Origin of the sequence: Halomonas urumqiensis (genome assembly GCF_003028575.1) — a bacterium.
Classification (GTDB): Bacteria; Pseudomonadota; Gammaproteobacteria; order Pseudomonadales; family Halomonadaceae; genus Halomonas; species Halomonas urumqiensis.
Genome location: NZ_PYUD01000007.1, coordinates 131,728 through 158,549, shown reverse-complemented (window position 1 = coordinate 158,549; position 26,822 = coordinate 131,728). Strand labels below are relative to the sequence as shown.

At 63.8% G+C, this 26,822-nt stretch carries 20 protein-coding genes and 5 tRNA genes; 12 read left to right on the top strand and 13 right to left on the bottom strand.

What is annotated here, in order from left to right:
* Positions 1–218: 218 nt before the first annotated feature.
* The 4 genes from C6V82_RS15655 to betI all read right to left on the bottom strand — a co-directional run bounded on the left by C6V82_RS15655 (position 219) and on the right by betI (position 6,791).
* Positions 219–2,666 carry an acyl-CoA dehydrogenase gene (locus C6V82_RS15655; RefSeq protein WP_102588502.1) on the bottom strand — a complete coding sequence of 816 codons (2,448 nt, stop codon included), beginning with the start codon at positions 2,664–2,666 and terminating at the stop codon, positions 219–221.
* Positions 2,667–2,941: 275 nt separating this feature from the next.
* Positions 2,942–4,633, bottom strand: coding sequence for a choline dehydrogenase (gene betA / locus C6V82_RS15650; RefSeq protein ID WP_102588503.1), 1,692 nt, complete (start codon positions 4,631–4,633; stop codon positions 2,942–2,944).
* Positions 4,634–4,642: 9 nt separating this feature from the next.
* Positions 4,643–6,136: a betaine-aldehyde dehydrogenase gene (betB, locus tag C6V82_RS15645; protein ID WP_102588504.1), complete on the bottom strand. Its 1,494-nt coding sequence runs from the start codon at positions 6,134–6,136 to the stop codon at positions 4,643–4,645.
* Between the two features lie 31 nt (positions 6,137–6,167).
* Positions 6,168–6,791: a transcriptional regulator BetI gene (gene betI, locus C6V82_RS15640; RefSeq protein WP_180978295.1), complete on the bottom strand. Its 624-nt coding sequence runs from the start codon at positions 6,789–6,791 to the stop codon at positions 6,168–6,170.
* A 269-nt stretch (positions 6,792–7,060) separates the two neighbouring features.
* Between betI and C6V82_RS15635 the strand changes: the two genes are divergently transcribed.
* The 5 genes from C6V82_RS15635 to C6V82_RS15615 all read left to right on the top strand — a co-directional run bounded on the left by C6V82_RS15635 (position 7,061) and on the right by C6V82_RS15615 (position 9,332).
* A tRNA-Met gene (locus tag C6V82_RS15635) sits at positions 7,061–7,137 on the top strand.
* A 156-nt stretch (positions 7,138–7,293) separates the two neighbouring features.
* Positions 7,294–7,369, top strand: a tRNA-Asn gene (locus tag C6V82_RS15630).
* Between the two features lie 53 nt (positions 7,370–7,422).
* Positions 7,423–7,498: transfer RNA gene (locus C6V82_RS15625), tRNA-Asn, on the top strand.
* A 46-nt stretch (positions 7,499–7,544) separates the two neighbouring features.
* Positions 7,545–7,620: transfer RNA gene (locus C6V82_RS15620), tRNA-Asn, on the top strand.
* A gap of 302 nt (positions 7,621–7,922) precedes the next feature.
* Positions 7,923–9,332, top strand: coding sequence for a sensor domain-containing diguanylate cyclase (locus tag C6V82_RS15615; RefSeq protein WP_180978296.1), 1,410 nt, complete (start codon positions 7,923–7,925; stop codon positions 9,330–9,332).
* Between the two features lie 71 nt (positions 9,333–9,403).
* Here the strand turns inward: C6V82_RS15615 and C6V82_RS15610 are convergent, their stop codons facing one another.
* The gene (locus tag C6V82_RS15610) at positions 9,404–11,485 is read right to left on the bottom strand and encodes a carboxy terminal-processing peptidase (RefSeq protein ID WP_102588507.1); all 2,082 of its coding nucleotides are present in this window, start codon (positions 11,483–11,485) and stop codon (positions 9,404–9,406) included.
* Between the two features lie 129 nt (positions 11,486–11,614).
* Here C6V82_RS15610 and C6V82_RS15605 point away from each other — a divergent pair, with 129 nt between their 5' ends.
* Positions 11,615–12,913 carry a M18 family aminopeptidase gene (locus C6V82_RS15605; RefSeq protein ID WP_102588508.1) on the top strand — a complete coding sequence of 433 codons (1,299 nt, stop codon included), beginning with the start codon at positions 11,615–11,617 and terminating at the stop codon, positions 12,911–12,913.
* A gap of 74 nt (positions 12,914–12,987) precedes the next feature.
* Here the strand turns inward: C6V82_RS15605 and C6V82_RS15600 are convergent.
* The 8 genes from C6V82_RS15600 to C6V82_RS15565 all read right to left on the bottom strand — a co-directional run bounded on the left by C6V82_RS15600 (position 12,988) and on the right by C6V82_RS15565 (position 20,247).
* Positions 12,988–13,064 (bottom strand) — tRNA-Met (locus C6V82_RS15600).
* Positions 13,065–13,113: 49 nt separating this feature from the next.
* Positions 13,114–14,205 (bottom strand): redox-regulated ATPase YchF, encoded by a 1,092-nt coding sequence (ychF, locus tag C6V82_RS15595; RefSeq protein ID WP_102588509.1) that lies wholly within the window; start codon positions 14,203–14,205, stop codon positions 13,114–13,116.
* 179 nt (positions 14,206–14,384) lie between these two features.
* On the bottom strand, positions 14,385–14,969 hold the full coding sequence (gene pth, locus C6V82_RS15590) for an aminoacyl-tRNA hydrolase (protein ID WP_102588627.1): 585 nt from the start codon (positions 14,967–14,969) through the stop codon (positions 14,385–14,387).
* 92 nt (positions 14,970–15,061) lie between these two features.
* Positions 15,062–15,736, bottom strand: a complete 675-nt coding sequence (locus tag C6V82_RS15585; RefSeq protein WP_102588510.1) for a 50S ribosomal protein L25/general stress protein Ctc — start codon at positions 15,734–15,736, stop codon at positions 15,062–15,064.
* A gap of 114 nt (positions 15,737–15,850) precedes the next feature.
* The gene (locus C6V82_RS15580; protein ID WP_180978297.1) at positions 15,851–16,792 is read right to left on the bottom strand and encodes a ribose-phosphate pyrophosphokinase; all 942 of its coding nucleotides are present in this window, start codon (positions 16,790–16,792) and stop codon (positions 15,851–15,853) included.
* A 79-nt stretch (positions 16,793–16,871) separates the two neighbouring features.
* Positions 16,872–17,750 carry a 4-(cytidine 5'-diphospho)-2-C-methyl-D-erythritol kinase gene (gene ispE, locus C6V82_RS15575; protein WP_102588628.1) on the bottom strand — a complete coding sequence of 293 codons (879 nt, stop codon included), beginning with the start codon at positions 17,748–17,750 and terminating at the stop codon, positions 16,872–16,874.
* The gene (gene lolB, locus C6V82_RS15570; RefSeq protein ID WP_102588512.1) at positions 17,743–18,405 is read right to left on the bottom strand and encodes a lipoprotein insertase outer membrane protein LolB; all 663 of its coding nucleotides are present in this window, start codon (positions 18,403–18,405) and stop codon (positions 17,743–17,745) included. The genes ispE and lolB overlap by 8 nt, the downstream gene beginning before the upstream one ends.
* Before the next feature lie 66 nt (positions 18,406–18,471).
* The gene (locus C6V82_RS15565) at positions 18,472–20,247 is read right to left on the bottom strand and encodes a tetratricopeptide repeat protein (protein ID WP_229843222.1); all 1,776 of its coding nucleotides are present in this window, start codon (positions 20,245–20,247) and stop codon (positions 18,472–18,474) included.
* Positions 20,248–20,409: 162 nt separating this feature from the next.
* Between C6V82_RS15565 and hemA the strand changes: the two genes are divergently transcribed.
* The 6 genes from hemA to C6V82_RS15535 all read left to right on the top strand — a co-directional run bounded on the left by hemA (position 20,410) and on the right by C6V82_RS15535 (position 26,785).
* The gene (gene hemA, locus C6V82_RS15560; RefSeq protein WP_102588513.1) at positions 20,410–21,678 is read left to right on the top strand and encodes a glutamyl-tRNA reductase; all 1,269 of its coding nucleotides are present in this window, start codon (positions 20,410–20,412) and stop codon (positions 21,676–21,678) included.
* 26 nt (positions 21,679–21,704) lie between these two features.
* Positions 21,705–22,796: a peptide chain release factor 1 gene (gene prfA, locus C6V82_RS15555; protein ID WP_102588514.1), complete on the top strand. Its 1,092-nt coding sequence runs from the start codon at positions 21,705–21,707 to the stop codon at positions 22,794–22,796.
* Positions 22,796–23,635, top strand: a complete 840-nt coding sequence (gene prmC / locus C6V82_RS15550) for a peptide chain release factor N(5)-glutamine methyltransferase (protein WP_102588515.1) — start codon at positions 22,796–22,798, stop codon at positions 23,633–23,635. Before prfA ends, prmC begins: the two co-directional genes overlap by 1 nt.
* Positions 23,636–23,921: 286 nt before the next feature.
* Positions 23,922–24,422 (top strand): Lrp/AsnC ligand binding domain-containing protein, encoded by a 501-nt coding sequence (locus C6V82_RS15545; RefSeq protein WP_102588516.1) that lies wholly within the window; start codon positions 23,922–23,924, stop codon positions 24,420–24,422.
* 18 nt (positions 24,423–24,440) lie between these two features.
* Positions 24,441–25,184 (top strand): HesA/MoeB/ThiF family protein, encoded by a 744-nt coding sequence (locus C6V82_RS15540; protein ID WP_102588517.1) that lies wholly within the window; start codon positions 24,441–24,443, stop codon positions 25,182–25,184.
* 293 nt (positions 25,185–25,477) lie between these two features.
* Entirely contained in the window at positions 25,478–26,785 is a 1,308-nt protein-coding gene (locus C6V82_RS15535; protein ID WP_229843223.1) for an NAD(P)/FAD-dependent oxidoreductase, read from the top strand.
* Positions 26,786–26,822 lie beyond the last annotated feature (37 nt).

Genomic DNA, 26,822 nt, shown 5'->3' with positions numbered 1-26,822 from the left:
GGGCCTCCAGTGAATACTGGACGACATGGCGTTTGAACTCTAGCGTGAACTGACGTCGAATTTTAAAGCGCATAGCACCTTACCTTCGGTTGTCGGCAAAGTGTCTACAAAACCGGGGGCACACCAGGGAGGCGAGGAGAAGAGAGGGTGAGTTGCGGGAGGACTGAACACACACGCCCCGGCAGCAGACCGGGGCGTGTGTATCGCTTAGCGGTTGGTCAGGCGGCGTTGTGGCGAAGGATCGCCGCCTTGTCGGTGACGAAGGCGTCGTACTCGAAGTCGTCCACGCTGAGCATCTCCAGCACTCGCACCTCGCGTTCGCGCATGAATGCGGCATCTTCCTGCGAGATGATGCCAGCCTTCAGGGCTTCTTCCACCCGTGCTTCCGGCGATAGCGCATCGGCCGGCAATTGCCCCTTGGCAAAGGCCTTGTTGACGGTGCGGTAGAGTGCTTCGGCACGCTCCTGGGTGGCCAGCAGGGCGTTGTACTGCGCCAGCGGGTTCTCCTGCTCGCCGTCATCGGCGTCCCAGGTATTGCGCAGCAGCTTGGTACGCAGTGCGGTGGCGTTGGAGACCGCCTGGGCAATGGCACGGGCCAGATCATCGTGGGGGCGCTTGTGGCGCTTGCCCCGCGGCATCACGATCACCCGCAGCAGCCGTCCCAGTGCACGGTTGGGCAGGTTGTCGAACAGCTCGTCAAGGGCCTGTTCGGCACGCCCCAGCAGGAAGCCACAGGCATAGTCGAGCAGTGCTTCCTCGCCCTCGACCTTGTCGCCCTCGTGCCACTGCTTGAGCACCATCGAGGCCAGATAGAGGTTGGAGAGCACATCCCCGAGCCGTGCCGAGAGCATCTCACGCTGCTTGAGGCTGGCGCCGAGGCTTGCCATGGCGGCGTCGGCGCACAGTCCGAATCCGGAGGAGAGCCGGGTGATTTCGCTGGCATACCCCGCAGCATGGCCATCGAAGGGCACGCTGGCCTTGCCGAGTCCCAGGCCCTGGGTGAAGGCGCGCGCGGCGTTGCCCATGATCAGCCCGGCATGGCCGAAGAAGGCATGGTCGAAGGCCTTGAGGTCGTCGGCATCGCGGGCGGCCAGTTCCTCGAGTACGTAGGGATGGCAGCGAATCGCCCCCTGACCGAAGATCATCAGGTTGCGGGTCATGATATTGGCGCCTTCCACGGTGATCGCCACCGGGTTGGCACTGTAGCCGATCCCCAGGTAGTTACGTGGGCCGAGGGTCACCGCCTTGCCGCCATGGATATCCATGGCGTCACCCAGGATCTGGCGCTGGAATTCGGTCAACTGGCTCTTGAGAATCGCCGAGGGTACCGCCGGCTTCTCGCCATGGTCGATGGTGTTGGCGGTCTGGTAGACCGCGGCCTGGGCGATGTAGGCCAGTGCCGTCATGCGTGCCAGCGGCTCCTGTACGCCCTCCATCTCGGCCACCGGCACGTTGAACTGGCGGCGTACCCGGGCGAAGCCGCCGCTCCAGCCCAGCGCGTAGCGCGCGGTGCCGGTGGCGCCGGAGGGCAGGGTGATGCAGCGGCCGATAGACAGGCACTCGACCAGCATCCGCCAGCCCTGGCCGATCATCTCGGTGCCGCCGATGATGGTCTCGAGCGGCACGAAGACATCCTTGCCCTTGATCGGACCATTGAGGAACGGGCTGCCGATGGGGTGGTGGCGGCGGCCGATCTCCATGCCGGCGGTGTCACGGGGGATCAGCGCCAGGGTGATGCCGCGATCGGTCTCTTCACCGAGCAGTTGGTCGGGGTCGAACAGGCGGAAGGCCAGGCCCACCACGGTGGCGATCGGCGCCAGGGTGATCCAGCGCTTCTCGAAGTTCAGCCGCACGCCGAGCACTTCCTTGCCGTCGACCATCTCGCGGCACACGACACCGGTATCGGGCAGCGAGGTGGCATCACTGCCCGCACGCGGGCCGGTCAGGCCGAAGCAGGGAATCTCCCGTCCATCGGCGAGCCTTGGCAGGTAGTGATCCTTCTGCTGCTGGGTGCCGTACTTGAGCAGCAGTTCACCCGGGCCGAGCGAGTTGGGTACGCCGACGGTGACCATCAGCGTCTCGCTGACGGACAACTTCTGCAGCACCAGCGACTGTGCCTTGGCCGAGAAGCCGAGCCCGCCATACTCGCGGGGGATGATCATGCCGAAGAAGCGTTCCTTCTTGAGGTAGTTCCACAGTGCTTCGGGAAGGTCAGCGCGTTCGCGGGCGATGTCCCAGGAGTTGCACATGCCGGCGGCTACGCTGCACTGGGTGTCGAGGAAGGCACGTTCATCGTCACTGACCCCATCGTCGCCGAAGGCCAGCAGCGACTGCCAGTTCGGGCGCCCGCTGAATAGCTCGCCATCCCAGGCCACGCTGCCGGCTTCGAGTGCCACGCGTTCGGTTTCCGAAACCTGCGGCGAGACCTTCTTGAACATCGCGAACAGCCGCGGCGTCAGCCACTTGCCGCGCAGCATGGGAAGGCCGGCAGCGGCCACCACGGCGGCGGCCAGCAACAGCAGGATGCCGAGCAGCGTCGACGCAACCAGCAGGCTGGCAAGGCCTGTGACGGCAAGCACGACGAGTGCCGGCATGGCACCGGCTTCGCGGCGCATCACGACAAGCAGGCCCGCAATGGCCAGCAACAGCAGGATCAGGGTGAGCATTGGCGTCTCCATCCATTCATCAGGCGATGTGGTGCGTTGGCGATATTCGAACCGAGATTCGAACAGTTGTTTGAATTCCTGCAGCCTAGCGCAAAGTGTCAGGACTGGCCACCCCCACAGCTTCTGGTTGAGCGCTTGAGCATTGCCGTGCCTTCAGGGTGCCCGCTTGGCGACAGCATGGCGAACGAAAGCGCCTCGCCGTGCCAGGGACACGACGAGGCGCAATAGGTTTCAAGAGAATAGGTGTCAAGAGAATGTGCTGGCAGGCATTCCGTTCAGCCGAGCCGTCGTTGGGGCTCCGTCCGGTGCGGGCTGGCGCCGGCGACGTAGTAGGGTGCCTCGGAGCGTGGCAGCGGCTGGCGGCCACGAATGCGGTCGGCGATCTTCTCGGCCAGCATGATGGTCGGCGCGTTGAGGTTGCCGGTGGGAATCAACGGAAACAGCGAGGCATCGACGACCCGCAGGCTTTCCACACCATGCACCCGGCCTTCTCCATCGACCACAGCATCCTCGCCTTCGCCCATCCGGCAGCTGCCACACGGGTGGTAGGCGGTCTCGGCATGTTCGCGCACGAAGGCGTCGAGTTCGGCATCCGTCTGTACCTCGGGCCCCGGCGAGATCTCGCGGCCTCGGTAGGCATCGAAGGCGGGCTGGGCGATGATCTCGCGGGTCAGGCGGATGGCATCGCGGAACTCCTGCCAGTCCTTCTGGTTGGACATGTAGTTGAACAGGATGCTGGGCGCCGCGCCTGGGTCGCGTGAGGTCAGGCGAATGCGCCCACGGCTCTCGGAGCGCATGGAGCCCACATGGGCCTGGAAGCCATGGGCCTGTACGGCACTCTTGCCGTTGTAACTGATGGCGATCGGCAGGAAGTGGTATTGCAGGTTGGGCCACTCCTCCTCGTCACGGCTGCGGATGAAACCGGCCGCCTCGAATTGGTTGCTGGCACCAATTCCCTTGCCGAACAGCAGCCATTCGGCACCGATCCTCGGCTGGTTGATCCATTTCAGCGCTGGATACAGCGAGATCGGCTGGGTGCATTCGTACTGGATGTACATCTCCAGGTGATCCTGCAGGTGCTCACCGACGTTGTCATTGACCTGCACCGCGTCGATGCCGAACTCGTCCAGTAGATCCTTGGGGCCGATGCCGGAGCGTTGCAGTATCTGCGGCGAGGCGATGGCGCCAGCGCACAGCAGCACCTCGCGCCGCGCACGGACTTCCTGGGGTTGCCCCTTGCGCGCATAGCGTACCCCGGTGGCGCGCTTGCCCTCGAAGGTGATGATGTCGGTGGTGGCGTGGGTCTCGATGGTCAGGTTCGGCCGACCCTTGGCCTGGTCGAGGTAACCTCGCGCGGTGGAAGCGCGCCGGCCATTCGGCGTGACGAAGCGATCCATCGGGCCGAACCCCTCCTGGCGATAGCCATTGATGTCCTCGGTCTCGGCATAGCCCGCCTGCTTGCCCGCTTCGATAAAGGTGCGGTAGAGCGGGTTGTTACCCTCCTTGGGGGTCGTGACGCTTACCGGGCCATTGCCGCCGTGATAGTCGTTGGCCCCGATATCGCGGCTTTCGGCCTTCCTGAAGTAGGGCAGGCACTCGGCGTAGGTCCAGTCGGAAAGTCCGGGCTGGCTTGCCCAGTTGTCATAATCCAGGGCGTTGCCGCGGATGTAGCACATGCCGTTGATCAATGAAGACCCCCCGAGGCCCTTGCCGCGGCCACACTCCATGCGCCGCCCGTCCATGTGGGGTTCGGGGTCGGTCTCGAAGGCCCAGTTGTAGCGCTTGCCCTGCAGCGGGAAGGCCAGCGCCGCTGGCATCTGGGTACGGAAGTCGAAGCGGTAGTCGGGGCCGCCAGCCTCGAGCAACAGCACGCTGACTTCGGCGTCCTCGGTCAACCGGGTGGCAAGCACGTTGCCGGCGGAGCCAGCGCCGATAATGACGTAATCGAATTCACGAATCTGGGACATGTAGCCTCCTTAAAACACCGATTCGAAAGGCCCCATTTCCACTTGCACGGATTTGGTCCGAGTGTAGTGGGCCAGGGTCTCGATGCCGTTCTCGCGGCCGATGCCGGACTGCTTGACGCCGCCAACCGGCATTTCGGCGGGCGATTCGCCCCAGGTATTGATCCAGCAGATGCCCGCTTCGAGGCGGTGGATGGTGCGATGCGCACGGTTCAGGCTTTCGGTGAACACACCGGCGGCAAGGCCGTAGTGGGTGTCGTTGGCGCGGCGGATCACGTCCTCTTCATCGTCGAAGGCGAGAATCGACATCACCGGGCCAAAGATCTCCTCGCGCACGATGCGCATGTCGTCGGTACAGTCGGTGAATACCGTCGGCGCAGCCCAGGCGCCGCTGGCCATCTCTGCCTGGTCCCAGGGCTCGCCGCCGATCAGCACCCGAGCCCCCTCGCGCTTGCCAATGGCGATGTAGTCGAGCACCTTGGCCTGGTGCTCGAAACTGACCAGCGGGCCGAAGTTGACGTCCGGGTCGAGCGGGTCGCCGGCGCGAATACGTGCCACCCGTTCGGCGATCTTTTCTTCGAATGCCGCTTTTACAGCGTCTTCGACGAACACCCGGGTGCCGTTGGTGCAGATCTGCCCGCTGGAGTAGAAGTTGGCCATCATGGCAGCGTCGGCGGCGCGATCGAGGTCGGCGTCGGCAAACACGATCAGTGGCGACTTGCCGCCAAGCTCCATGGTCACTTCCTTGAGGGTCGAGCCCCCAGCCGCTGCCATGACCTTCTTGCCGGTGCCCACCTCGCCGGTAAACGTCACCTTGTCGATATCGGCATGACCGGTGAGCAGCTCGCCGACCCTTGCGTCACCATGCACGATATTGAAAACGCCATCCGGCAGGCCGGCCTCGGTCAGCACCTCGGCGAGTGCCATGGCGGTCAGCGGCGTGACTTCGCTGGGCTTGAAGACCACGGCATTGCCGGCGGCGAGCGCCGGGGCGGCCTTCCAGCAGGCGATCTGGATCGGGTAGTTCCAGGCGCCGATGGCACCGATCACCCCAAGCGGTTCACGGCGGGTGTAGACGAAGGACGATTCGCGCAGCGGTATCTGCGTACCTTCGATAGCGGCGGCAAGGCCTGCGTAGTACTCCAGGGCATCGGCGCCGGTGACGACGTCCACCGTGGAGGTTTCGCTGATCGGCTTGCCGGTGTTGCGGGTCTCGAGCTCGGCGAGCTCGTCGTTGCGTTCCCTGAGCAGTGACACGGCACGCTGCAGGATGCGTCCACGCTGCATGCCACTCATTGCCGACCAGACGCGCTGGCCGCGACGCGCCGCCGCCACGGCGGCATCCACATCGGCCGGCGCGGCATGCTGGACCCTGGCCAGTAGCTTGCCGTCATGGGGATTGGTTACCGTGAAGGTTTCGCCGGATGTGGCATCGACGTGCGTGCCGTCGATATACAGCGGCACAGCGTGGCCGGCATTGACGAGGGTCTGGGCATTGTCTGTCATGAAGCTCTCCATCGCGATTGTCATGCGAAAGTCATGCGAATTGAGTGTGGTGGGTAGCGGGTGTCTCGGGGCTAGCCTCGAGCAGCCGGTGCAGCGTGGCGTGGGCCAGCCGACGGGCGCGCTCGGCATCCAGGCCCTCGGGTGTCAGGGCGCCGCGTAGCCACAGGCCATCGATCATTGCCGCCAGGGTGCCTGCGGCGTCGCGTGCCTGCTCCTTGGGCATTCGGCGACGGAATTGAGCGCACAGGTTCGAGTAAAGGCGGCGATCGTTGACCTGCTGCAAGCGCGCCAGAGTGGGCTTGTGCATGCTGCTGGCCCAGAACGCCAGCCAGGTCTTGGCCACGGGCCCGGAGACCTGGCTAGGGTCGAAGTTACCGTCGATGATGGCGCCGATGTGGGCCTCGGGGGAGGTGTCCGCCAGGGCCTGGCGACGGGCATTCACCGCCTTGCCGAGGTCGCTGAGAATCTGGCGCATGGTGGCCTCCATCAGCCCATCCTTGCCGCCGAAATAGTGGCTGATGATGCCGGCGGAGACGCCAGCGTGGCGCGCGATGCGCATCACGGTGGCATCGGCCAGGCCGAGCTCATCGATGGCGGCCATGGTAGCCGTGATCAACTGCTGCCGGCGTATTGGCTCCATTCCAATCTTGGGCACCTTGCAGACTCCTGTGTGACGTACACCAGAAACGTTTCGGACGTAGCAAGCCAGCGCATCAAGCCAACCTTGATCCCACCGACCCTTAGCCAACTGGCTTGAATCAAGCTCAATGAATCAATGTCGAGTAGTATGGCATTTTTTTATTGAACGTTCAATTAACAAAGGCGTCGGGTCTTGCTGGCCTTGCCAAGTTCGTGCCCCATGTGCATAATCCAGCCTCGTTTGGGAAGCGAATCGGCTCACGCTCACCAGAGCATCATCGAAATGGCTACGTAGCTCAGCTGGTTAGAGCACATCACTCATAATGATGGGGTCCCCTGTTCAAATCAGGGCGTAGCCACCAGACATGCGGAAATCGCCCATCCGGTCTTACCCGGTTGGGCGTTTTTTTGTAGCGGCGCCACCGGCTGGGTAGAGGCGCTGCGAGAGGCGTGAATCGCCAATCGATCCTTGACCTTGCAAGCCTGATCCGTATACTACGCCCCGTACTCGACGCCGATCCTCGATAGCTCAGTTGGTAGAGCAAGTGACTGTTAATCACTGGGTCGCAGGTTCGAGTCCTGCTCGAGGAGCCATCGTCGCTCTGGCAGTGCGAGTACAGCGTGACATCAAGCGGCAAGTCGGTCGATCCTCGATAGCTCAGTTGGTAGAGCAAGTGACTGTTAATCACTGGGTCGCAGGTTCGAGTCCTGCTCGAGGAGCCAGCCGCCGCCCCTCCATGTCTAGTGTGCATCTGCTGCATCCGGCCATTCCCCGATAGCTCAGTTGGTAGAGCAAATGACTGTTAATCATTGGGTCGCAGGTTCGAGTCCTGCTCGGGGAGCCATCCTTCCGAATATCTGACGGAACTGCTGTCGGTATTCGTATTATCGCAACTCTCCCAGATACCTCTCGACATTGCTCGGTTGACGGTACTTCTCCCAAGTGAGTGCTGTTTGCTAGTGCTGTCTGGTCGCCGTGCTAATCGCGCATCGATCCGTTATGCTCCAATGAAATGCTCCTGCGGTCAGGCTGGTCGCCTGGTGTCTTTGGGGGCTTGTGGTTTCGGGACGAGACGGCATGGGATCTTCGACTTCGCTCTGCGCATCTTCCTGCTTGGCTGCTCTGGCAAGAGGGGGGCAAGCAGTGATGAGCACCGAGCACTGGGCCGATGGCGTCGACCAGTTGCTCGCCGAGGTGGGGCGTGCCACCGGTGCCAGCCGTGTGTGGATCTTTCAACTGCTGGACATGCAGCCCGATGCGGTGGTTCAGGACTATGTCTTCGAATGGGCCTCGTCGCCCGCCTACCGGCAATTGACCCAGCGTCGTTTCCGCTTCTTTGCCTCCTCGCTCGATGACCCGGAATATCGCCAGCTGGTGGAACAGCGGCGTGCCGGTATGTGCCACGATATCCAGGTACCCGCGATGTCCCCCGGTCCGCTGCGCAAGCACCTGGAAAGCCAGGGCATCCTGTCGATGGCGACTGTGCCTATCAGCGTGGAAGGTCGCTGGTGGGGCACCCTGGGTATCGATGATTGTGAGCGTGACATCTCGTGGCAGGGGCCAGGGCTCGATCTGCTGCGAGCCTCCAGTGAGCTGATTGCGGCAGCGATCTATCGCCACCATTTGACCAGCCGCTCGCGGCAGATCGAACTATTCCACAAGGTCGCCGATTGTGGCGTTTGGGAAGTCACGCTGCGAAACGGGCGGGTATGGTGCTCGCGGGCGCTGAAGGTGGCGCTGGGGTATCCGGCGACCTATCCGCGAGTGCCCCTGAGGCGCATGCTGACCCGAATCCATGTCGAAGACCGACGGCTGCTGTGGGCGCTGTTGCGTGAATGCCTGGCCACTGGGCGACGCCAGTGTCGGCTCGATGTGCGCTTGGACATCGTCGGCTCGAGCCATCCGCAATGGCATGAGATCGTCGCCGAGGTCACCCATGACGACCGCGGCGAGCCCCAGGGCATTGCGGGACTTGTCATTGATATCAGTCAGCGCAAGCAGAATGAGCAGCATGCGCTGGCGGCGTCGGAGCTCGATGCCTTGACCGGCACGCTCAACCGACGTGGTATGGCGCGTTACCTCCGCGAACAACATGCTCGCGGTGGGGTGCCGATCGGGTGCAACCACTATCTGCTGTTGCTCGATATCGACCACTTCAAGCAGATCAACGACCAGCACGGTCATCCCGTGGGGGATGTCCTGTTGCAGTTGCTGACCCGGCGTATTCGCCACGAGCTGCGTCCCGATGATGGCCTGGTGCGCCTGGGTGGTGAAGAGTTCGCGATCCTGGTGGGGCCGATGACTGACAGGCAGGCAGTGGAACTGGCGGACCGGGTGCGCATGAGGGTGTCCGGGTCAGCCTTCCAGATTGCCTTGCACGATACCGGCGTCGAGCTTTGCATCGAGCTGTCGGTGAGCATCGGGGTGGCGGAGCTGCCCGTAGAGGCCGGCGATAGCGGCGAACAGCAGGCGCTCGCCCTGGGGTGGGCCGACCAGGCGCTCTATGCGGCAAAGGGGGCTGGGCGCAACCGGATCATGGTGCATGGGGTGGAATGAGCGCGCCGGGGGCTTGCCCTGCGCGCGCATTCTTGCCTGAAACGTTCTGCCTGGGTCAGTTCCCCCTGGGATCAGTCGCGCCTGGCCAGACGATAGTTGCCATTCAGTTGCGAGTAGTCGAGCAGGATGTGGGCGGCCTCGACCACCTGTACGCGTTCCACCGGCTCATCCTCGGCTTGATCCTCGCTTGTCGCCTGGTCCTCATCCGTCTCGTCGCGGGCGTCAACCCATTCATCCAGGGTATCGAGGCCGAGCGCTCGGCGGCGTTCGTTCTCAAGGGCAAGTTGCTCCGCCTCCTGGGACTCGACTTCACGCTTGCGCTGCTCGCGGTTGAGGCTGACGCTGGTGTTCTGTTCACGCATACGGCGTGACAGCTCGGCCTGTTGCTCCAGGTAGCGAAAGTTTGGCAGTGTCTCGGCACGCTTGCTGTGACTGTCCTTCAGGGATTCCAGGTGACGCCATGGTTCGCCGTAGTTGCGATACTGCACCGAACGTACGGTGTCCCAGTCCAGGGCATTGTCGAGGCTGCTCTCGCCGATCAGGTCAGGGTCGATCAGGCTCGGGAAGATGATGTCGGGCTCGACGCCGCGGTGCTGGGTGCTGTCACCGGAAATACGATAGAACTTGGCACGTGTCAGTTTGATCTGGCCATGACTCAGGTCGTTGAGGGTCTGTACCGTGCCCTTGCCGAAGGTCGGGGTGCCGAGCACCAGGCCGCGGCCGTAGTCCTGGATGGCGCCGGCCAGTATTTCCGATGCGGAGGCGGACAACCGGTTGACCAGCACGCCAAGCGGTCCATCGTAGACGGTGCCTGCCTCTGTGTCGCCATACAGGCTGATACGGCCGCGTGCATCACGTACTTGCACGGTGGGGCCGCGGTCGATGAACAGGCCGATCAGTGAGTTGGCCTCCTGCAGGGCGCCACCGCCATTGTTGCGAAGGTCGAGCACGATACCTTCGATGTCTTCCTGCTGGAGACGCTCGATCTCGCGCGCGACGTCGCGGGTCGTGCTGCGAAAATCCTCCTCGCCGGCCTGCCAGGCGTCGAAGTCCACATAGAAGGTCGGAATCTTGATCACGCCGATACGGTGTGTGCCGTCATCGCGTTCGATATCGATGACCTCGCCGCTGGCCGCTTGATCCTCGAGATTGACGGTGTCACGGGTGATCTCGATGACCCGGGAGCGGGTCATGTCGACGGCCTGGGCCGGCACCACGTCAAGACGCACCACCGAACCCTTCGGGCCCCGAATCAGGTCGACCACGTTGTCCAGGCGCATGCCCACCACGTTGACCATTTCGCCATCTTCCTGGCCCACGGCGATGATGCGATCGGCGGGCTGCAAGGCGCCGGCGCGCTCGGCCGGGCCGCCGGGTACCAGGCTTGCCACCTTGACGTACTCGCCGTCGGCTTGCAGCAGGGCACCGATGCCCTCGAGCGACAGGCGCATCTGGATGTCGAAGGATTCGCCCTGGCGGGGCGACAGGTACTCGCTGTGGGGGTCGATGCTGCCGGTTACCGCGGCCATGAACAGCCCGAAGATATCGTCATCGTTGGTCTGTTCGAGTCGCGACAGTTGCCCTTCGTAGCGCTGGCGAAGGTTGTCCTCGACCTGCTCATCGTCCTGGCCGCTGATGGCCAGTGTCAGGGCGGCGTTCTTCAGGCGCTTGGTCCACAACTCGTCGAGTTCGGCGTGCCGCTCGGGCCACTCGGCATCCTCGCGGTCGAGCTCCAGGCGCATGTCGGTGTCGAAACCGAAATCGAGTCCCTCGTCGAGCCGGGCCAGTAACCAGTCGAACCTGGCCTCGGCGCGTTCATGGTAGCGCTGATACAGGTCGAACATGCCCTCGAGTTCGCCGTCGAGGAGCGCATCATCGAAGGTGTTCTCGAGGTGACGGAACTCATCGACATCTCTCGCCAACAGGAAGGCACGCTGACCATCGAGCACGTCCAGGTAGCGTTCGAAGGCCCGGCGCGACCAGGTGTCGTCCAGGCTGACATCGTCGTAGTGGCCGTAGCGCAGCGATTCGGCAACTTCCATGGCTGCCTGGCGTTGGGCATCGGTGGGCGACTGCGCCTGCGCCGTTGTGGCGAGCAGCAGCAGAACGACCATCAGCGTGGCCGAACGCCCCAGGTTGGCAAGCAGGCTCATCAATGAAGCACTCCCGGTTTGATGTACACTCTAGATCCCTTGACCCCGATTTGGCCCATGAGTTGCAAGGACCGACGGGGCATTGTAGCAGCTTCGAACGCCATCCCATGACATCAATCAGAGGACGCCATGTCTCAGGACGCCCTGCTCGAACGGTTGCTCGACTTCCTGCGCGACTCCCCAACTCCCTGGCACGCCACGGCCAACATGGCCGCAAGACTGGAGGCGGCAGGCTTTCGGCGCCTCGATGAGCGAGAGGCCTGGCAACTGTCCCACGGTGAACGGGTGTTCGTCACCCGCAACGACTCTTCCATCATTGCCGTGCAGCTACCCACTGGGCCATTGTCGGCCTTGCGCATGATCGGTGCCCATACCGACAGCCCCGGGCTGCGCCTCAAGCCCAATGCCCCCCAGACAAGCGCCGGCTGGCTGCAGCTTGGCGTCGAGACCTACGGGGGGGTGCTGCTTTCCCCGTGGTTTGATCGCGACCTGGGGCTGGCCGGGCGGGTCCACGTCCGACATGCTGATGGGCGCCTGGAAGGGGTTCTGCTGAATGTCGATCAGGCGGTAGCGATCGTGCCGAGCCTGGCCATTCACCTCGATCGCGAGGTCAACCAGGGGCGTGCCATCAACGCTCAGACCCAGATGGCGCCGGTATTGCTGCAGGGCGGTGAAGGGGCGGACCTCGAGCGCCTGCTGAAGCGCTGGCTCAGCGAACAGCATGGCCTCTCCGATATCGAGATTCTCGACTTCGAGCTCGGGCTGCATGACACGCAACCGCCAGCCCGCGTGGGGGTGGAGGGCGAGCTGGTGGCCAGTGCCCGGCTCGACAATCTGCTGTCGTGCTTCATGGGGCTCGAGGCGCTGCTGGCAAGCGATGGCCAGCAAGGCGCGCTGCTGGTGGCCAACGACCACGAGGAAGTCGGCAGCGCGAGTGCCTGTGGCGCCCAGGGGCCATTTCTCGGCGACGTGCTGCGGCGCCTCAATGCGCAACTCGGCGAGGCCGGCGATGAAGGCTTCATTCGCCTGATTCAGTCCTCGCGCATGATCTCCTGCGATAACGCCCACGCGCTGCACCCCAACTTCACCGACAAGCATGATGCGGCCCATGGGCCGGCGTTGAACGGTGGCCCGGTGATCAAGGTCAACGCCAACCAGCGCTACGCCACCAACAGCGCCACCGCGGCGATGTTTCGCGACCTGTGCCGGGAAGCGGAAGTGCCGGTGCAGACTTTCGTGACCCGCGCCGACATGGGCTGTGGCAGCACCATTGGGCCGATTACCGCCACCGAGCTCGGCGTGCCGACCCTGGATGTGGGTGCCCCGCAGTGGGCCATGCACTCGATCCGCGAGACGGCGGGTGCCCGCGATGTCGATTACCTGACTCGCGTGCTGACGGCATTCTTCAATCGCCAGCAGCTGGTGTGAAGGGCCGCGGCGTGAAGGGCGGCATGTGACCATGAAAAAAAACCCGGCTCGCGAGAGCCGGGTTTTTTCGTGTCTGGTGGCTACGCCCTGATTTGAACAGGGGACCCCATCATTATGAGTGATGTGCTCTAACCAGCTGAGCTACGTAGCCTTTCAACGGAGCCGAAGTCTACGCATCGACCCTTGCGATGTCAAGCTCCTCAGACATTGAAGCGGAAGTGGATCACGTCACCGTCCTTGACGATGTACTCCTTGCCCTCGAGGCGCCACTTGCCGGCGTCCTTGGCGCCCTGTTCGCCGTCAAGCGAGACGAAGTCCTCATAGCCGACGACTTCGGCGCGGATGAAGCCCTTCTGGAAGTCGGTATGAATCACGCCCGCCGCCTCCGGCGCGGTGGCGCCAACCTTGACGGTCCAGGCACGGACCTCCTTGACGCCGGCGGTGAAGTAGGTCTGCAGCCCGAGCAAGGCATATCCCGCACGGATCACCCTGTCGAGGCCGGGTTCCTGCATGCCCATCTCGTCGAGGAACATGGCGCGCTCCTCGTCATCCAGCTCGGCGATCTCGGCCTCCAGCTGGTTGCACACCGGCACCACCACGGCGCCTTCCTCGGCGGCGATCTCGTTGACCACGTCGAGATAGGGGTTCGACTCGAAGCCGTCCTCGTTGACGTTGGCGATGTACATGGTGGGTTTCAAGGTCAGGAAGCCAAAGCCCTTGAGGGCGTGGGCGTCATCCGCGTCGAGGCCGAAGCTTCTGAGCGGCAGGCCTTCCGCCAGGTGTGGCTGGATACGCTCGAGGATCGCCTTGGTGGCAATGGCTTCCTTGTCGCCGCCCTTGGCGACCCGCACCAGGCGCTGGATCGCTCGCTCGACAGTGTCGAGGTCGGCAAGCGCCAGTTCCATGTTGATGATTTCGATGTCGGCGCGCGGATCGACCTGGTTGGCCACATGGATCACGTTGTCGTTGTCGAAGCAGCGCACCACATGGGCGATCGCCTGGGTCTCCCGGATGTTGGCCAGGAACTTGTTGCCAAGCCCTTCGCCCTTCGAGGCACCCGCCACGAGCCCCGCGATATCGACGAACTCCATGGTGGTGGGGATCACTTTCTGCGGCCGCACGATCGCCGACAGCTTGTCGAGACGCGGGTCGGGCATCGGCACGATGCCGACATTGGGTTCGATGGTACAGAACGGAAAGTTCTCGGCATCGATGCCGGACTTGGTCAGCGCATTGAAGAGGGTCGACTTGCCTACGTTGGGCAGGCCGACGATACCGCAGTTGAAACCCATAGTCTGTTCCTGATGATTCTGTGCCGAGGGGCGAGAAAAGTTGGCGCCATTGTACGGGAAGGGGCATGGTCGAGCCATAAGCTGGAAGAGCGTCGCTTCGCTCCTGGAAGCTGGAAGAGAAACGCTTGACCCAGGAAAAGAACGATGCTGATTTCCAGCTTCCAGCTGACTTTTCCGCCTCAGGCGGAAAAGCTGTGCAGCCGATTCATGGCGCGTGCCCATTCACCGCCGATGGCATCGGGCAGGGTGGCCAGGCATTCGTCGATGGCGGCTTCGATGGCGGCATGCTCGGCCTTGCCGGGCCGCCCCAGTACGTAATGGGTGACCTGGCGGGAGTCACCGGGGTGGCCGATACCCATGCGCAGGCGGTGAAAGCCACGTTCGTTGCCGAGTGCACTGATGATGTCGCGCAGGCCATTGTGACCTCCGTGGCCACCACCGGTCTTGTAGCGAGCAGTGCCCGGGGCGATATCGAGCTCATCATGGGCAACCAGCAGCTCATCCGGGGCGATCTTGTAGAACTGGCACAGGGCGGCCACGGCTCCCCCGCTGCGGTTCATGAAGGTGGTGGGGTTGAGCAGGTGAAGATCATGTCCCGCGTACTGTACGCGGGCATGCAGGCCGAGAAATTTCCTGTCCGTGCGGAGCTCACCACCGGCCTGGCGAGCCACCGCCTCTACCAACCAGGCGCCCGCATTATGCCGGGTGGCCTCGTAGTCGGCGCCGGGGTTGCCCAGCCCGATGATCGCTTTGACTTGGCCCATCATCGCTGCCTCCAAAAAAAATCAAGCGCCGGGGCGCTTGATCGGGAAGGAAAGGGGAGGGGCCATGCAGGCATGGCCCCGGGGGGAAGATATTACTCTTCGCCGCCCTCTTCCTTGCCACTCTCTTCCTTGCCACTTTCTTCCTTGCCGCTGTCGGCTTCCTCTTCGTCCTCTTCTTCCTGGCGGACCTTGGCCTTGGTGATGCTCAGCACCGCCTGGTCATAGTCTTCGCCGTGGGTCAGCGCGACGATGGTCACGCCGGCCGGCACCTTGAGGTCGGAGAGGTGCAGGGTGGTGCCCAGCTCGGTCTCGGAGATGTCGACTTCCAGGAAGTCGGGCAGGTCCTTCGGTAGGCAGCTGATCTGGATCTCGTTGGCCAGCACGTGCAGCTCACCGTCCTCGTCCTTGATGGCCTTGCACGCATCTTCACCCAGCACGTGCAGTGGCACGTTCATGGTGATTTCGTGAGTGGCATCTACGCGCAGGAAGTCGGCGTGGGTCACCAGCGGCTTGTAGGGGTGACGCTGCAGGTCGCGAACCACGACCTGCTCGCTCTTGCCGTCGACGACCAGGTTGATCACCGAGGAGAAGAAGGACTCGTCCTCGATGGCCTTGTAGAAGGCGGACTTCTCGACGGATACCGGCTGCGGGGTGTTCTCGCCACCGTAGACGATAGCCGGGACCTGGAGGTTCTCACGACGCAGGCGGCGGCTCGCACCTTTCCCCAGGTCGTTGCGAACGCTGGCTTTAAGGGTGAAATCGGACATGATGTTGCCTCTTGCAGTATGTAAGGAAAGCACCGTGGCCCGCGACCTGACCATGATGTTTCCGGGTGCCCCGTAGGGCGCTTTTCCGGCGCCTGTTGCCGACCGCTTGCGCGGTCAGTGGAACATGGCGCTGACGGATTCTTCGTTGCTGACGCGGCGTATCGCTTCGGCGATCAGGCCTGCCACGCTCAACTGGCGGATGCGGCCACTGCGGCGCGCGGCATCGGACAGCGGAATGGTGTCGGTGACCACGACTTCGTCGAGCACCGAGCCCGCAATGTTGTCGACCGCGGGACCGGACAGGATCGGGTGGGTGGCGTAGGCCACCACGCGGTTGGCGCCATGATCCTTGAGGGCTTCGCCGGCCTTGCACAGGGTGCCGGCGGTGTCGATCATGTCGTCGACCACCACGCAGTTGCGACCCTCGATTTCGCCGATGATGTGCATCACCTGGGCCTGGTTGGCCGAGGGGCGGCGCTTGTCGATGATGGCAAGGTCGGCGTTGAGCTGCTTGGCGATGGCGCGGGCGCGCACCACGCCGCCAACGTCTGGCGATACCACCACCAGGTTTTCGTAGTTCTGGCGTTCGATGTCGTCGAGCAGAATCGGCGAGCCGTAGACGTTGTCGACCGGCACGTCGAAGAAGCCCTGGATCTGGTCGGCGTGCAGATCCATGGTCATCACGCGGTCGACCCCGGCCTTGACCATCATGTCAGCGACGATCTTGGCCGAGATCGGCACGCGTGCCGAGCGCACCCGGCGATCCTGCCGGGCGTAGCCAAAGTACGGGACCACGGCGGTGATCCGAGTGGCGGAGGCCCGACGCAGGGCGTCCACCATCAGGATCAGCTCCATCAGGTTGTCGTTGGTCGGTGCACAGGTGGACTGCAGGATGAACACATCCTTGCCGCGCACGTTCTCGTTGATCTCGACCGCAATCTCGCCGTCGCTGAACTGGCCGACAGTGGCATTGCCCTGGCGAGTATCAAGACTCTCGGCAATCTTGCGGGCGAGTTCGGGATTGGCATTCCCGGCGAAAACCATCAATTTTGACACGCGCAGCCACCTATGCAGTGTTGGGAATCTGGTTGGTCATATCGTCGGGTCGGCATCGAGAATGTGGCGCTGGGGTGGATCAGCGACGCCGCTCGGCTCGTTCCAGCACGACATGAAGAGGAGAGCGGTTGCGACCTTGGGCCTTGAAGGCCTGCCAGTGCTCGGGAGCCTCGGAGGCAAGTGCCTCCAGCAGCGCATCGGCCTGCTCTTCGCAGTCGAGCCTGGCAAACACACAGGCCCCTGTACCGGTAAGCAGTGTCGGCGCTCGCCTGGACAGCCAGTCAATCACGTCTGCGACGACCGGATAGAGCAACCTGACCGTTGTTTCGCAGTCGTTGCGCCAGCTGGACGCTCCCCCCTGCAGTGCGCGCGCCATGGTAATGGGGGGGGTGTCGCGTGTCAATTGCGGCGCTTTGAACACGGCAGGCGTGGCAACCTCGACGCCGGGATGCACGACCACGAACCAGGGCGTGTCCAGCGCCACCGGGGTAAGTCGTTCACCGATGCCTTCGGCCCAGGCGGCATGGCCGTGAACGAATACCGGTACATCGGCGCCGAGCGTGAGGCCAAGTGCCGCCAGCCGCGCCAGCGGCAGGTTCAGGGACCAGAGGTGATCGAGCCCCAGCAGCGCGGTGGCGGCATCACTACTGCCGCCGCCAAGGCCGCCACCCATCGGCAGGCGCTTTTCCAGGTGGATGTCGGCGCCCAGCGAGCTGCCGGTGTCGGCCTGGAGCAGCCGTGCGGCCTTGATGATCAGGTTGTCGTCGTGGGCAATACCTGGCAGCGACGAGTCGAGCCGTACCAGGCCATCATCGCGCGGGCACAGTCGCAGGGTGTCGCCATGGTCGAGGAACTGGAACAGTGTCTGAAGCTCGTGGTAGCCGTCCGCGCGCTGCCCGGTGATCAGCAGCAAGCGGTTGAGCTTGGCCGGTGCCGGTAGCGACAATCCGTCAGGCATCTTCATCGACGCTGGGTTGCCACTGAGTGATCACCAGCGTCACGCGCACGTCGTCATAGTTCATGACCATTCGGCGTGGCAGCCACAGCCCCTCGGCCTGGGTCCAGTCGCGGTAGTCGATTTCCCAGCCATCCTGTTCCAGGCGTTGCGGAAACCCAAGTTCGTCCTCCTCGAGTGTGTGGTCGCCATGCTCGCCCGGCAGGCCACGAACCCAGTCGGCAAGCGAGCTGACCGGAAGCGACCAGCCTAGCTGCTCTTGCATCAGCGCTTCGGGTGTCTCCGCTTCGAAGCGGCCCTCGGAGGTGGTCAGCGAAAAACGCCCTTCGCGTCCCTCGAGGGTGCTGCGACCGCTGCCAAAAGGACCACTGATCAACAGGCGATAGTAATGAGGGTGCTGGCTCCAGTCGAGATTGGCACTGGTCGAATCTTCAGGCGTGCGCAGCCCGGCCTTGCCGGCCAGCATCCAGGTGTCGAGGGCTTCCAGGCGTGTCATCTGGTCGTCCCACTGGCCGGCGGCGCGTTCTCCCTCGGGCGCCGGTGCGCGACCCGCGCAACCGGCCATCAGGACGATCATCAGCAGTAAGGCGAACTTGGCGCCACGCGGTAGTGCGGCGGGGGGAATGCTGGTGGCCCTGGCGGCGGTCGTGGTGGTCATGGAAGGTCTCGTGGTCGCAGGTGAATAGTGAGTCGTGGGTCTTGAGTCGTGAGCGGCCTTCCCCGTTCAGGGTGCGAGCTGGGGAATCCGTTCGAGCAGGGCGTCGATCACCGGGTGTTCGTCATGGCGTTCGATGGCCAGACGCACCACGTCGCGTGCCTCATCCCGGCGCTCGAGGACCCACAGCACCTCAGCCAGGTGCGCGGCGATCTCCTGGTCGGGGAGGGTGTCGTAGGCACGCTCGAGCCACTGCAGAGCCTGTTCGGGGTCGCCCTGGCGGTAATACACCCAGCCGAGACTGTCGAGAATCGCCGGGTTGTCCGGGTCAAGCTGCTGGGCGCGCTCGATCATGTCACGGGCCTCGTCATAGCGCTCCTCCAGCCCCAGATCGACCAGGGTATAGCCCAGTGCATTGAGCGCCATGGCATTGTCGGGATTGCGCTCGATGATCCGGCCGAGATCGCGTTCCATGGCCTCGATGTCGCCCTCGCCATAAGCGCGCATGGCGCGCAGGTAAAGTAGCTGCTCATCGTTGGGCGTGCGGTCGAGTTCCCGCGCGAGCAGCTCGCTTGCACTGGCCGATTCGCCTTGCTGGTCGAGCAGCTCGATCTCGAGGGTGAGCAAATCGGTGAAGTAATCGTCGTGGCGCAGGCGCTCGATGCGCAGGAAGGTCCGCGCATCGGTCAGCCGGTCGTTGTCGACCAGCATGCCGGCGGCGCGCACTCGGGCCGCGAGAAACTGATCCCCGGCCGCCACCTGGCGGTAATAAAGGAGGGCGTTGTCCACCTCACCCTCGGCCCGAGCCGTATCGCCCAGTAGAAGGTATACCCTGGGCGGGGCATCCGGATCATCGATCAGCGGCAGCAGCAGGCGCCGGGCGGGTTCGGGGTGGCCCTCCTCGAGGTACAGCTGTGCAAGTGCCAGGCGCAGCTCATTGTTGCCGGTATGTTCGTCGAGCAGCGCGTCGGTCTGGCGCTCGGCGGCGGTCGGATTGCCCAGACGCAGTTCGGACTGCGCCAATAGCAGGATGAAACGGGCATCCTCGGGCGATACCTCAAGACCACGGCGGGCCGCATCGCGAGCCGCGACGTGATCACCGCGTTCCTGGGCCAGGCGGGTGCGGGTCAGCCACAACGCCGGCAGCTCGGGAGCGCGACGCCCAAGCTGGTCGAGTCGGCGCTGGGCGGCCAGGGTGTTGCCGGCGGCCACTTCGAGCAACGCCGTGGCCAGTTCCGCGTCGTGCCGTCGTGCGTCAGGCGGGGTGCGCTCGAGGTGTGGGTAGAGCAGTGCCAGCAGTGGTTCGGGTTCGGCGTTGTCGGCAAGCGCCGCCTCGGCGAAGGCGGCAAGGTCGCTGTCGCCACCCCGCGCGATCAACGCAAGCCGCTGGGACAGCGCCTCTGGCCAGTCGCCACGCTGCATGGCAAGCCCTGCCAGCAGCCGGGCTGGCGCTTCTGAATCGGGTTCGAGGTCTTGCCATTGTCCCGCTGCCCGGGTCAGCAGTTCCTGGTCATTGCCGAAGCTTGCCGCCAGGGCGGCACGTTCGGTCAGCGCGGATGAGCGATAGCGTTCGGCAACCTCCAGGTAGCCAAGTGTGGCTCGTTGGTAGTCTCCTCGCTGCCCCGCAAGCTCGGCGGTCAGCAGTCCAGCGAGCCCTTCGGCGTCCAGGCCGCGCTCGATGGGAGGGGCGCCTTCCATGGGGTCGCGCTCGGTGGCGAACTCGGCATTGCCGGAAGGCAGGGCCTGACAGCCGGCGACCAGGCTCATCATGGCCAACGGCGCAAGGCGGGCAAGGGCCTTCGTCATCAGGGGGAAGCGCCTGGGTGGTGCGAGTCCGAAGGACATGAGCGTCTCGTTCTGGATGCCAAGCTGTCAGCATAACGGCTGGATGGTCGTGGGCAAAGGACCAGCCAATGACGCCTACCGCATGTTGGCTGTGATAGAATCTTTCACCTTGATCAGATAACGCCACCTTTGCCGGATACCACTAGCGAAGACGCCCAACGCATGACGCTGCTTGCCCTTGGAATCAATCATCGCACCGCGACCGTGGAGGTGCGCGAGCAGGTGGCTTTCACCCCGACCCAGCTTGACGCCGCACTGGTCGAGCTGCGTGCGCTGCCCGCCGTCAAGGAGGCGGCGCTGTTGTCGACCTGCAACCGCACCGAGCTCTACTGCGTCACCGAGTCGCAGGGCGAGTACGAGATACTCGACTGGCTCGGGCGCTTTCATGGCCTGGCGGTCGAGGATCTTTCGCACTGTGCCTACCATTATCTGGAAAACGATGCCGCACGGCACCTGATGAGAGTGGCCGTGGGGCTCGACTCCATGGTGCTTGGCGAGCCGCAGATCCTCGGTCAGCTCAAGGAGGCCTACCAGGCCAGCCGTCGCGCCAAGGGGTTGGGGCGTGAACTGGAGTGCCTGTTCCAGCATACTTTTGCGGTCGCCAAGCAGGTGCGCACCGAAACCGGCATCGGCCGTAATCCGGTGTCGGTGGCCTACGCGGCGGTCAGTCTTGCCAGCCGAATCTTCGATGACTTCGGCCGCGCCAAGGCGCTGTTGATCGGTGCCGGCGAGACCATCGAACTGGTGGCTCGCCACCTTCATGAAGCCGGTGTGCGCCAGTTGACGGTGGCCAACCGCACGCGCGAACGTGCCGAGATCCTGGCGGGCCCGCTAGCCGGGCGTGCGGTGACCCTGGATGAGATTCCTGACGCGCTGGTCGATGCCGATATCGTGATTTCCTCGACCGCCGCCCCCTTGCCGATCCTCGGCAAGGGCATGGTGGAGCGGGCACTGAAGAAGCGTCGTCATCGTCCGATCTTCATGGTCGATATCGCCGTGCCGCGCGATATCGAGCCCGAGGTAGGCCAGCTTTCCGATATCTTCCTGTATACCGTCGATGACTTGCAGGAGGTCATCGAGGAGAACCGCCGCCACCGCCAGGTCGCCGCCGACCAGGCCGAATCATTGATCGAGCACGGTGTTGGTGCCTGGTTGCATGACCGGCGTATTCGCGGTGGCGGCGAGTTGATTCGCGATTACCGGGCTGGCGCCGAGGAACTTCGTGCGCAGTCTGAACAGCAGGCACTCGAGCGCCTGGCGCGTGGCGAGGACCCTGAAGAAGTGATTCGCCGGCTGGCGCATCAACTCACCAATCGCTTGTTGCATCGCCCCACTGTGGCGTTGCGTGATGCGGCGTCCGCCGAGCGTCACGACATTCTCGAGGCCGCGGCTTCGGTGCTGCTCGATGCCCCTACCGACAAGACCCGATAAGCTCGAACCATGAACAGGACCGACCCATGAAAGCTTCGCTGCGACAGCGCCTGGATACCTTCGTTGAGCGCTTCGAGGAACTCTCGGCCCTGCTGGCCGAACCCGATGTGATTGGCGACCAGGCCCGCTTTCGCGATTATTCGCGAGAATACTCAGAGCTCGAGCCACTCGTTGCGGCCTGGCGGGAATTTCGCGACATCGAGGCCGAGATCGCATCTGCCGAGCAATTGACCTCCGACAGCGATGCCGAGATGCGTGAACTGGCCGAGCTCGAGGTGGCCGATGGTGGTGAGCGGCTCGAGTCCATGGAGGTTCGGCTCAAGCAATTGCTGGTGCCCAAGGATCCCGATGATCGGCGTAGCGTGTTCCTCGAGGTGCGTGCCGGCACGGGTGGCGACGAGGCGGCGCTGTTCGCCGGTGACCTGTTCCGCATGTATTCGCGCTATGCCGAGAAGCACGGCTGGCGGGTCGAGGTGGTCAGTGCCAGCCATGGCGAGCAGGGCGGCTACAAGGAGATCATTTCGCGGGTCAAGGGTGATGGTGTCTATGCCCGGCTGAAGTTCGAGTCCGGTGCCCACCGGGTGCAGCGAGTGCCCGCCACCGAATCCCAGGGACGTATCCACACCTCGGCCTGTACCGTGGCGGTGATGCCGGAAGCCGACGCGGTGGGTGACGTCGATATCAACCCCAACGACCTGCGGGTCGACACCTTTCGCTCCAGCGGTGCGGGTGGCCAGCACGTCAATACCACCGATTCGGCGATCCGCATCACTCACCTGCCGAGTGGGGTAGTGGTCGAGTGCCAGGAGGAGCGTAGCCAGCACAAGAACCGCGCCAAGGCGATGTCGCTGCTGGCCGCGCGGCTCAAGCAGAGTGCCGTGGAAGGGCAGCGACAGGCACAGGCCGACACGCGCAAGAGCCTGGTGGGCTCCGGGGATCGCAGCGAGCGCATTCGCACGTACAATTTTCCCCAGGGGCGCGTCACCGACCACCGCATCAATCTCACCCTCTACAAGTTGACCGAGGTGGTCAGCGGTGAGCAGCTCGACGATGTGATCGAACCGCTGATTCACGAGTACCAGGCCGAGCAGCTCTCCGCCCTGCAGCAGGAGGCGTGATGCGTCTAGATGTCCTGGTGAGCCGCGCCGCGTCGCGCCTGCAGGACGCTGGCTCGCCGAGTGCCCGGCTCGATGCCGAGGTGCTGATGTGTCATGTGATGGAGGTGGACCGCACCTGGCTCTACACCTGGGGTGATCGGCTTGCCGAGCCGTTTCAACGCGCCAGATTCGAGGCGCTGGTGGCTGCACGGGCGTCAGGCCAGCCGGTGGCGTATCTGACTGGCGAACGCGAGTTCTGGGGGCTCGGGCTTGCCACCGATGCCAGTACTCTGATCCCGCGTCCCGATACTGAAACTCTGGTCGCGGCGGCGATCGAGCGTGCGGCTCAGCCACATGGCCGCCTGCTGGACCTCGGTACCGGCAGTGGCGCCATCGCGCTGGCCTTTGCCAGCGAACGGCCGGGCTGGGGGGTCGTCGGGGTCGACCGGGCACCCGCCGCGGTGGCGCTGGCGCAGCGCAATGCCGAGCGGCTGGCGATCACCAACGTGGCCTTCCACGAAAGTGACTGGTTTGCGGCGCTGGCCGGCGAGCGCTTCCAGATGATTGTCTCCAACCCGCCCTATATCGCCGAACACGACCCTCACCTGACGATGGGTGACGTGCGCTTCGAGCCACGCAGTGCGCTGGTGGCCGCCGATGAGGGGCTGGCCGACCTTTGCCACCTTGTGAGCGAGTCGCGCGGCCACCTGGCAGCCGGTGGCTGGTTGCTGCTGGAGCATGGCTACCAGCAGGCGGCGGCGGTACGCGAGGCATTGCATCGCGCGGGATTTGGCGAGATTTCCAGCATCACCGACCTGGGCGGCCATGAGCGGGTCAGCGTGGGCCGCATCGCAGGGTGAGGCAGGCCCAGGGAATGAGGCGGGATAGGGATAGGGATAGGGATAGGGATAGGGATAGGGATAGGGAATGTAGCGCATCGGCGCGTGCGGCACTGGAAGTCCTCGGGCGGGCTGTGGTAAATCTGGTGACAACTTGAACACGCTGGATACACAGCAAGAATTACCGCTCGCCGCTCCAGATTCGGGATTCAGTACCATCGCAGGCGCTTTGATGTGGTGTTTTTAGACGATATCCCTGTCGCGGCACCTCTGCCACTTCAGATGCTCACTGACAATCTCACAAACAATGAAATCAAAAACCCGCACTCTCGACCGCATCGACCTCAAGATCCTGCGCTGCCTGCAGGACAATGCACGGATCTCCTACGTGGACCTGGCCGCGGAAGTGGGGTTGTCCACTACCCCTTGCCTTGAACGCGTCAAGCGCCTGGAACGAGCGGGTATCATTCGCGGCTACAAGGCGGTGCTCGATCCTCGGGCGCTCAAGGCCAACCTGCTGGTGTTCGTCGAGATCAGCCTTGAAACCCAATCGCCGGCGGTGTTCGACGAATTTCGGCGTGCGGTGGCCAAGCTGCCGCAGATTCAGGAGTGCCACCTGGTCTCGGGGCAGTTCGACTACATCCTCAAGTGCCGGATTCCCGAAATGTCCGCGTATCGTCAGCTGCTGGGTGATGTGGTGCTGACGTTGCCCGGGGTCAAGGAGTCGAAGAGCTACGTGGTGATGGAAGAGGTCAAGGAGGAGTTCTCGCTGTATGTCCCCGATGTCGAGGAATTCGATGACAAGTGATGCCTCGGATGTCCGCCCATGAAGGATGATGACCTGCTGCGCTACAGCCGCCAGATCATGCTGGAGGCGATTGATATCGAAGGGCAGGAACGGTTGCTTGGCGGACACGCGCTGGTGATCGGCGCTGGCGGCCTGGGCTCGCCGGTGGCCCTGTATCTGGCGGCGGCGGGGGTGGGGCGGCTGACGCTTGCCGATGCCGACGAGGTTGATCTCTCGAACCTTCAGCGCCAGATCGCTCATGGCCAGGCCGACCTTGGGCGCAATAAGGCGCAGTCGGCGCGGGAGGCGGCATTGGCGCTCAATCCGCGCTGTGACATCGAAGCGGTTACCACGTTTCTGTCCGGTGCGGCCCTCGAGCGCTGGGCGAGAGACGCCGATGTGGTGCTCGACTGCACTGATCGATTCTCCAGTCGCTATGCCATCAACGCGGCGTGTCGGCGTGCCGGCGTGCCGCTGGTATCCGGCGCAGCGATCCGTTTCTCCGGTCAGCTTGCGGTGTTCGACCCGCGCGACCCTGGCTGTCCCTGCTACGCCTGCCTCTATCCGCCGGACGACAGTGGCGACGAATCCCTCTCATGCGCCGAGAGCGGTGTGGTGGCGCCGTTGGTCGGCCTGATAGGCAGCTTCCAGGCACTGGAGGCGATCAAGCTGATCAGTGGTGCCGGCATCGTGCACCAGGGGCTTTCGACCTTCGATGGCCTGAGTGGGCAGTGGCGGCATTTCCGCGTGCCGCGCGACCCCGCCTGCCCAGTGTGCAGCTGACACTGGGGTGGCTGATCCCGTTGATTGTTTGATCGTGATTACTTGACGCCGTTCCGGCAATACAGCCAGAACGGCGTTGTCTTGCGTGAGCCATCCACACGCATGATGCTCTTGGATTTACGTCATCGAATCCTCGTGCTGTTCAGCTTCTGGGCGGTAATGCCAATGTGTCATTGGGGTGGTATTTCCGTAATCATTGTTATTGAATACTTGACACATCAAGGCGCCATGGTGTCAAACTGAAGCCAGTATCAAGTGACAAGCCCCACTGAATAACAAAGAGCGCAATGCGCATGAATGTACAGGCCCTTCCCATGAATCACCTCGATCAGCGCCCCGCATCCCTTTACCGCGACACCCTCGCGGTCGAGCCGCCTGCGTGCGTGCCGCTCTCCGGTGAACGGCGCGCCGACGTGTGCGTGATCGGCGGCGGGGTCACCGGTTGCTCGGCGGCGCTGCATCTTGCCGAGCAGGGTTTCTCGGTAGTGCTGCTGGAAGCCAGCGAGATTGGCCATGGCGCCTCCGGCCGCAGTGGCGGGCAGATATTGCCGGGGCTGGGCACCGATATTGCCACGGTTGAGCAGGCCCTTGGGCGTGGTTCGGCACGGGATATCTGGGAAATGAGCCGTGAAGCCGTGCGCCTCACCGCCGAGCGAGTCGAGCGCCATGCCATTCCCTGCGATCTCTCCTGGGGCTATCTGCATGCTGCCGTGAAGCCACGCCATGTGCGCGAACTGAAGGCCTTTCGTGAGCGCATGGCGCGTGACTATGACTACCCGGCGCTGAGCTGGCTCGAAGGCGATGCGCTGCGTGAACACGTGGCAACCGACGCCTATCCCGGCGCCCTTTACGAGAGCGAAGGCGGACACCTGCACCCGCTCAACTACACCCTTGGCCTGGCGCGTGCCGCAAGCGATGCCGGGGTGGTGATCCACGAGGGTAGCCCGGCCATCGAGATCCGCCGCGGCGCGCCTAATGTGGTCGTCACCCCCCACGGCCGAGTCACCGCCGACTTCGTGGTGATGGGGACCAATGCCTTCCAGAGCGGACTGGTGCCGGAACTCGGCGGGCGGGTGATGCGCGCCGCCAACTACATCATCGCCACCGCACCACTCACCGCTGAACAGGCCGCCCAGGTGTTGCCGAAGAACGATGCGCTGTCGGACGCCAACTTCGTGCTCGACTATTATCGGCTGAGCGCCGACCGGCGGCTGATCTACGGCGGCGAGGTCAGCTACAACGGCCGCGAACCACGCGGACTGCAATCACGCATGGATGCCAAGATCGCCAGCCTGTTTCCGGTACTGCGCGGCGTGCCCATCGACTACCGTTGGGGGGGCGAAGTCGCCATCACCTTCAACCGCGCACCGGATTTCGGCCGAGTGGGCCACACTCTCTATTACGCGCAAGGTTATTCGGGCCATGGCATGGCAATGGCGGGGCTTGCCGGTCGTTTGATTGCCGAGTCCATCACCGGCCAGCAGCGGCGTTTCGATGTGTTTTCCGCCATGCCGCATCGGCGTTTTCCGGGAGGCGATCGGTTGCGCACGCCGTTGCTGGTGCTGGCCACGACCTTCTACAAGCTGCGCGATCGCCTCTGAGCGATCGGACGGCACGTATCCGCCCGTCGTCGGGCAA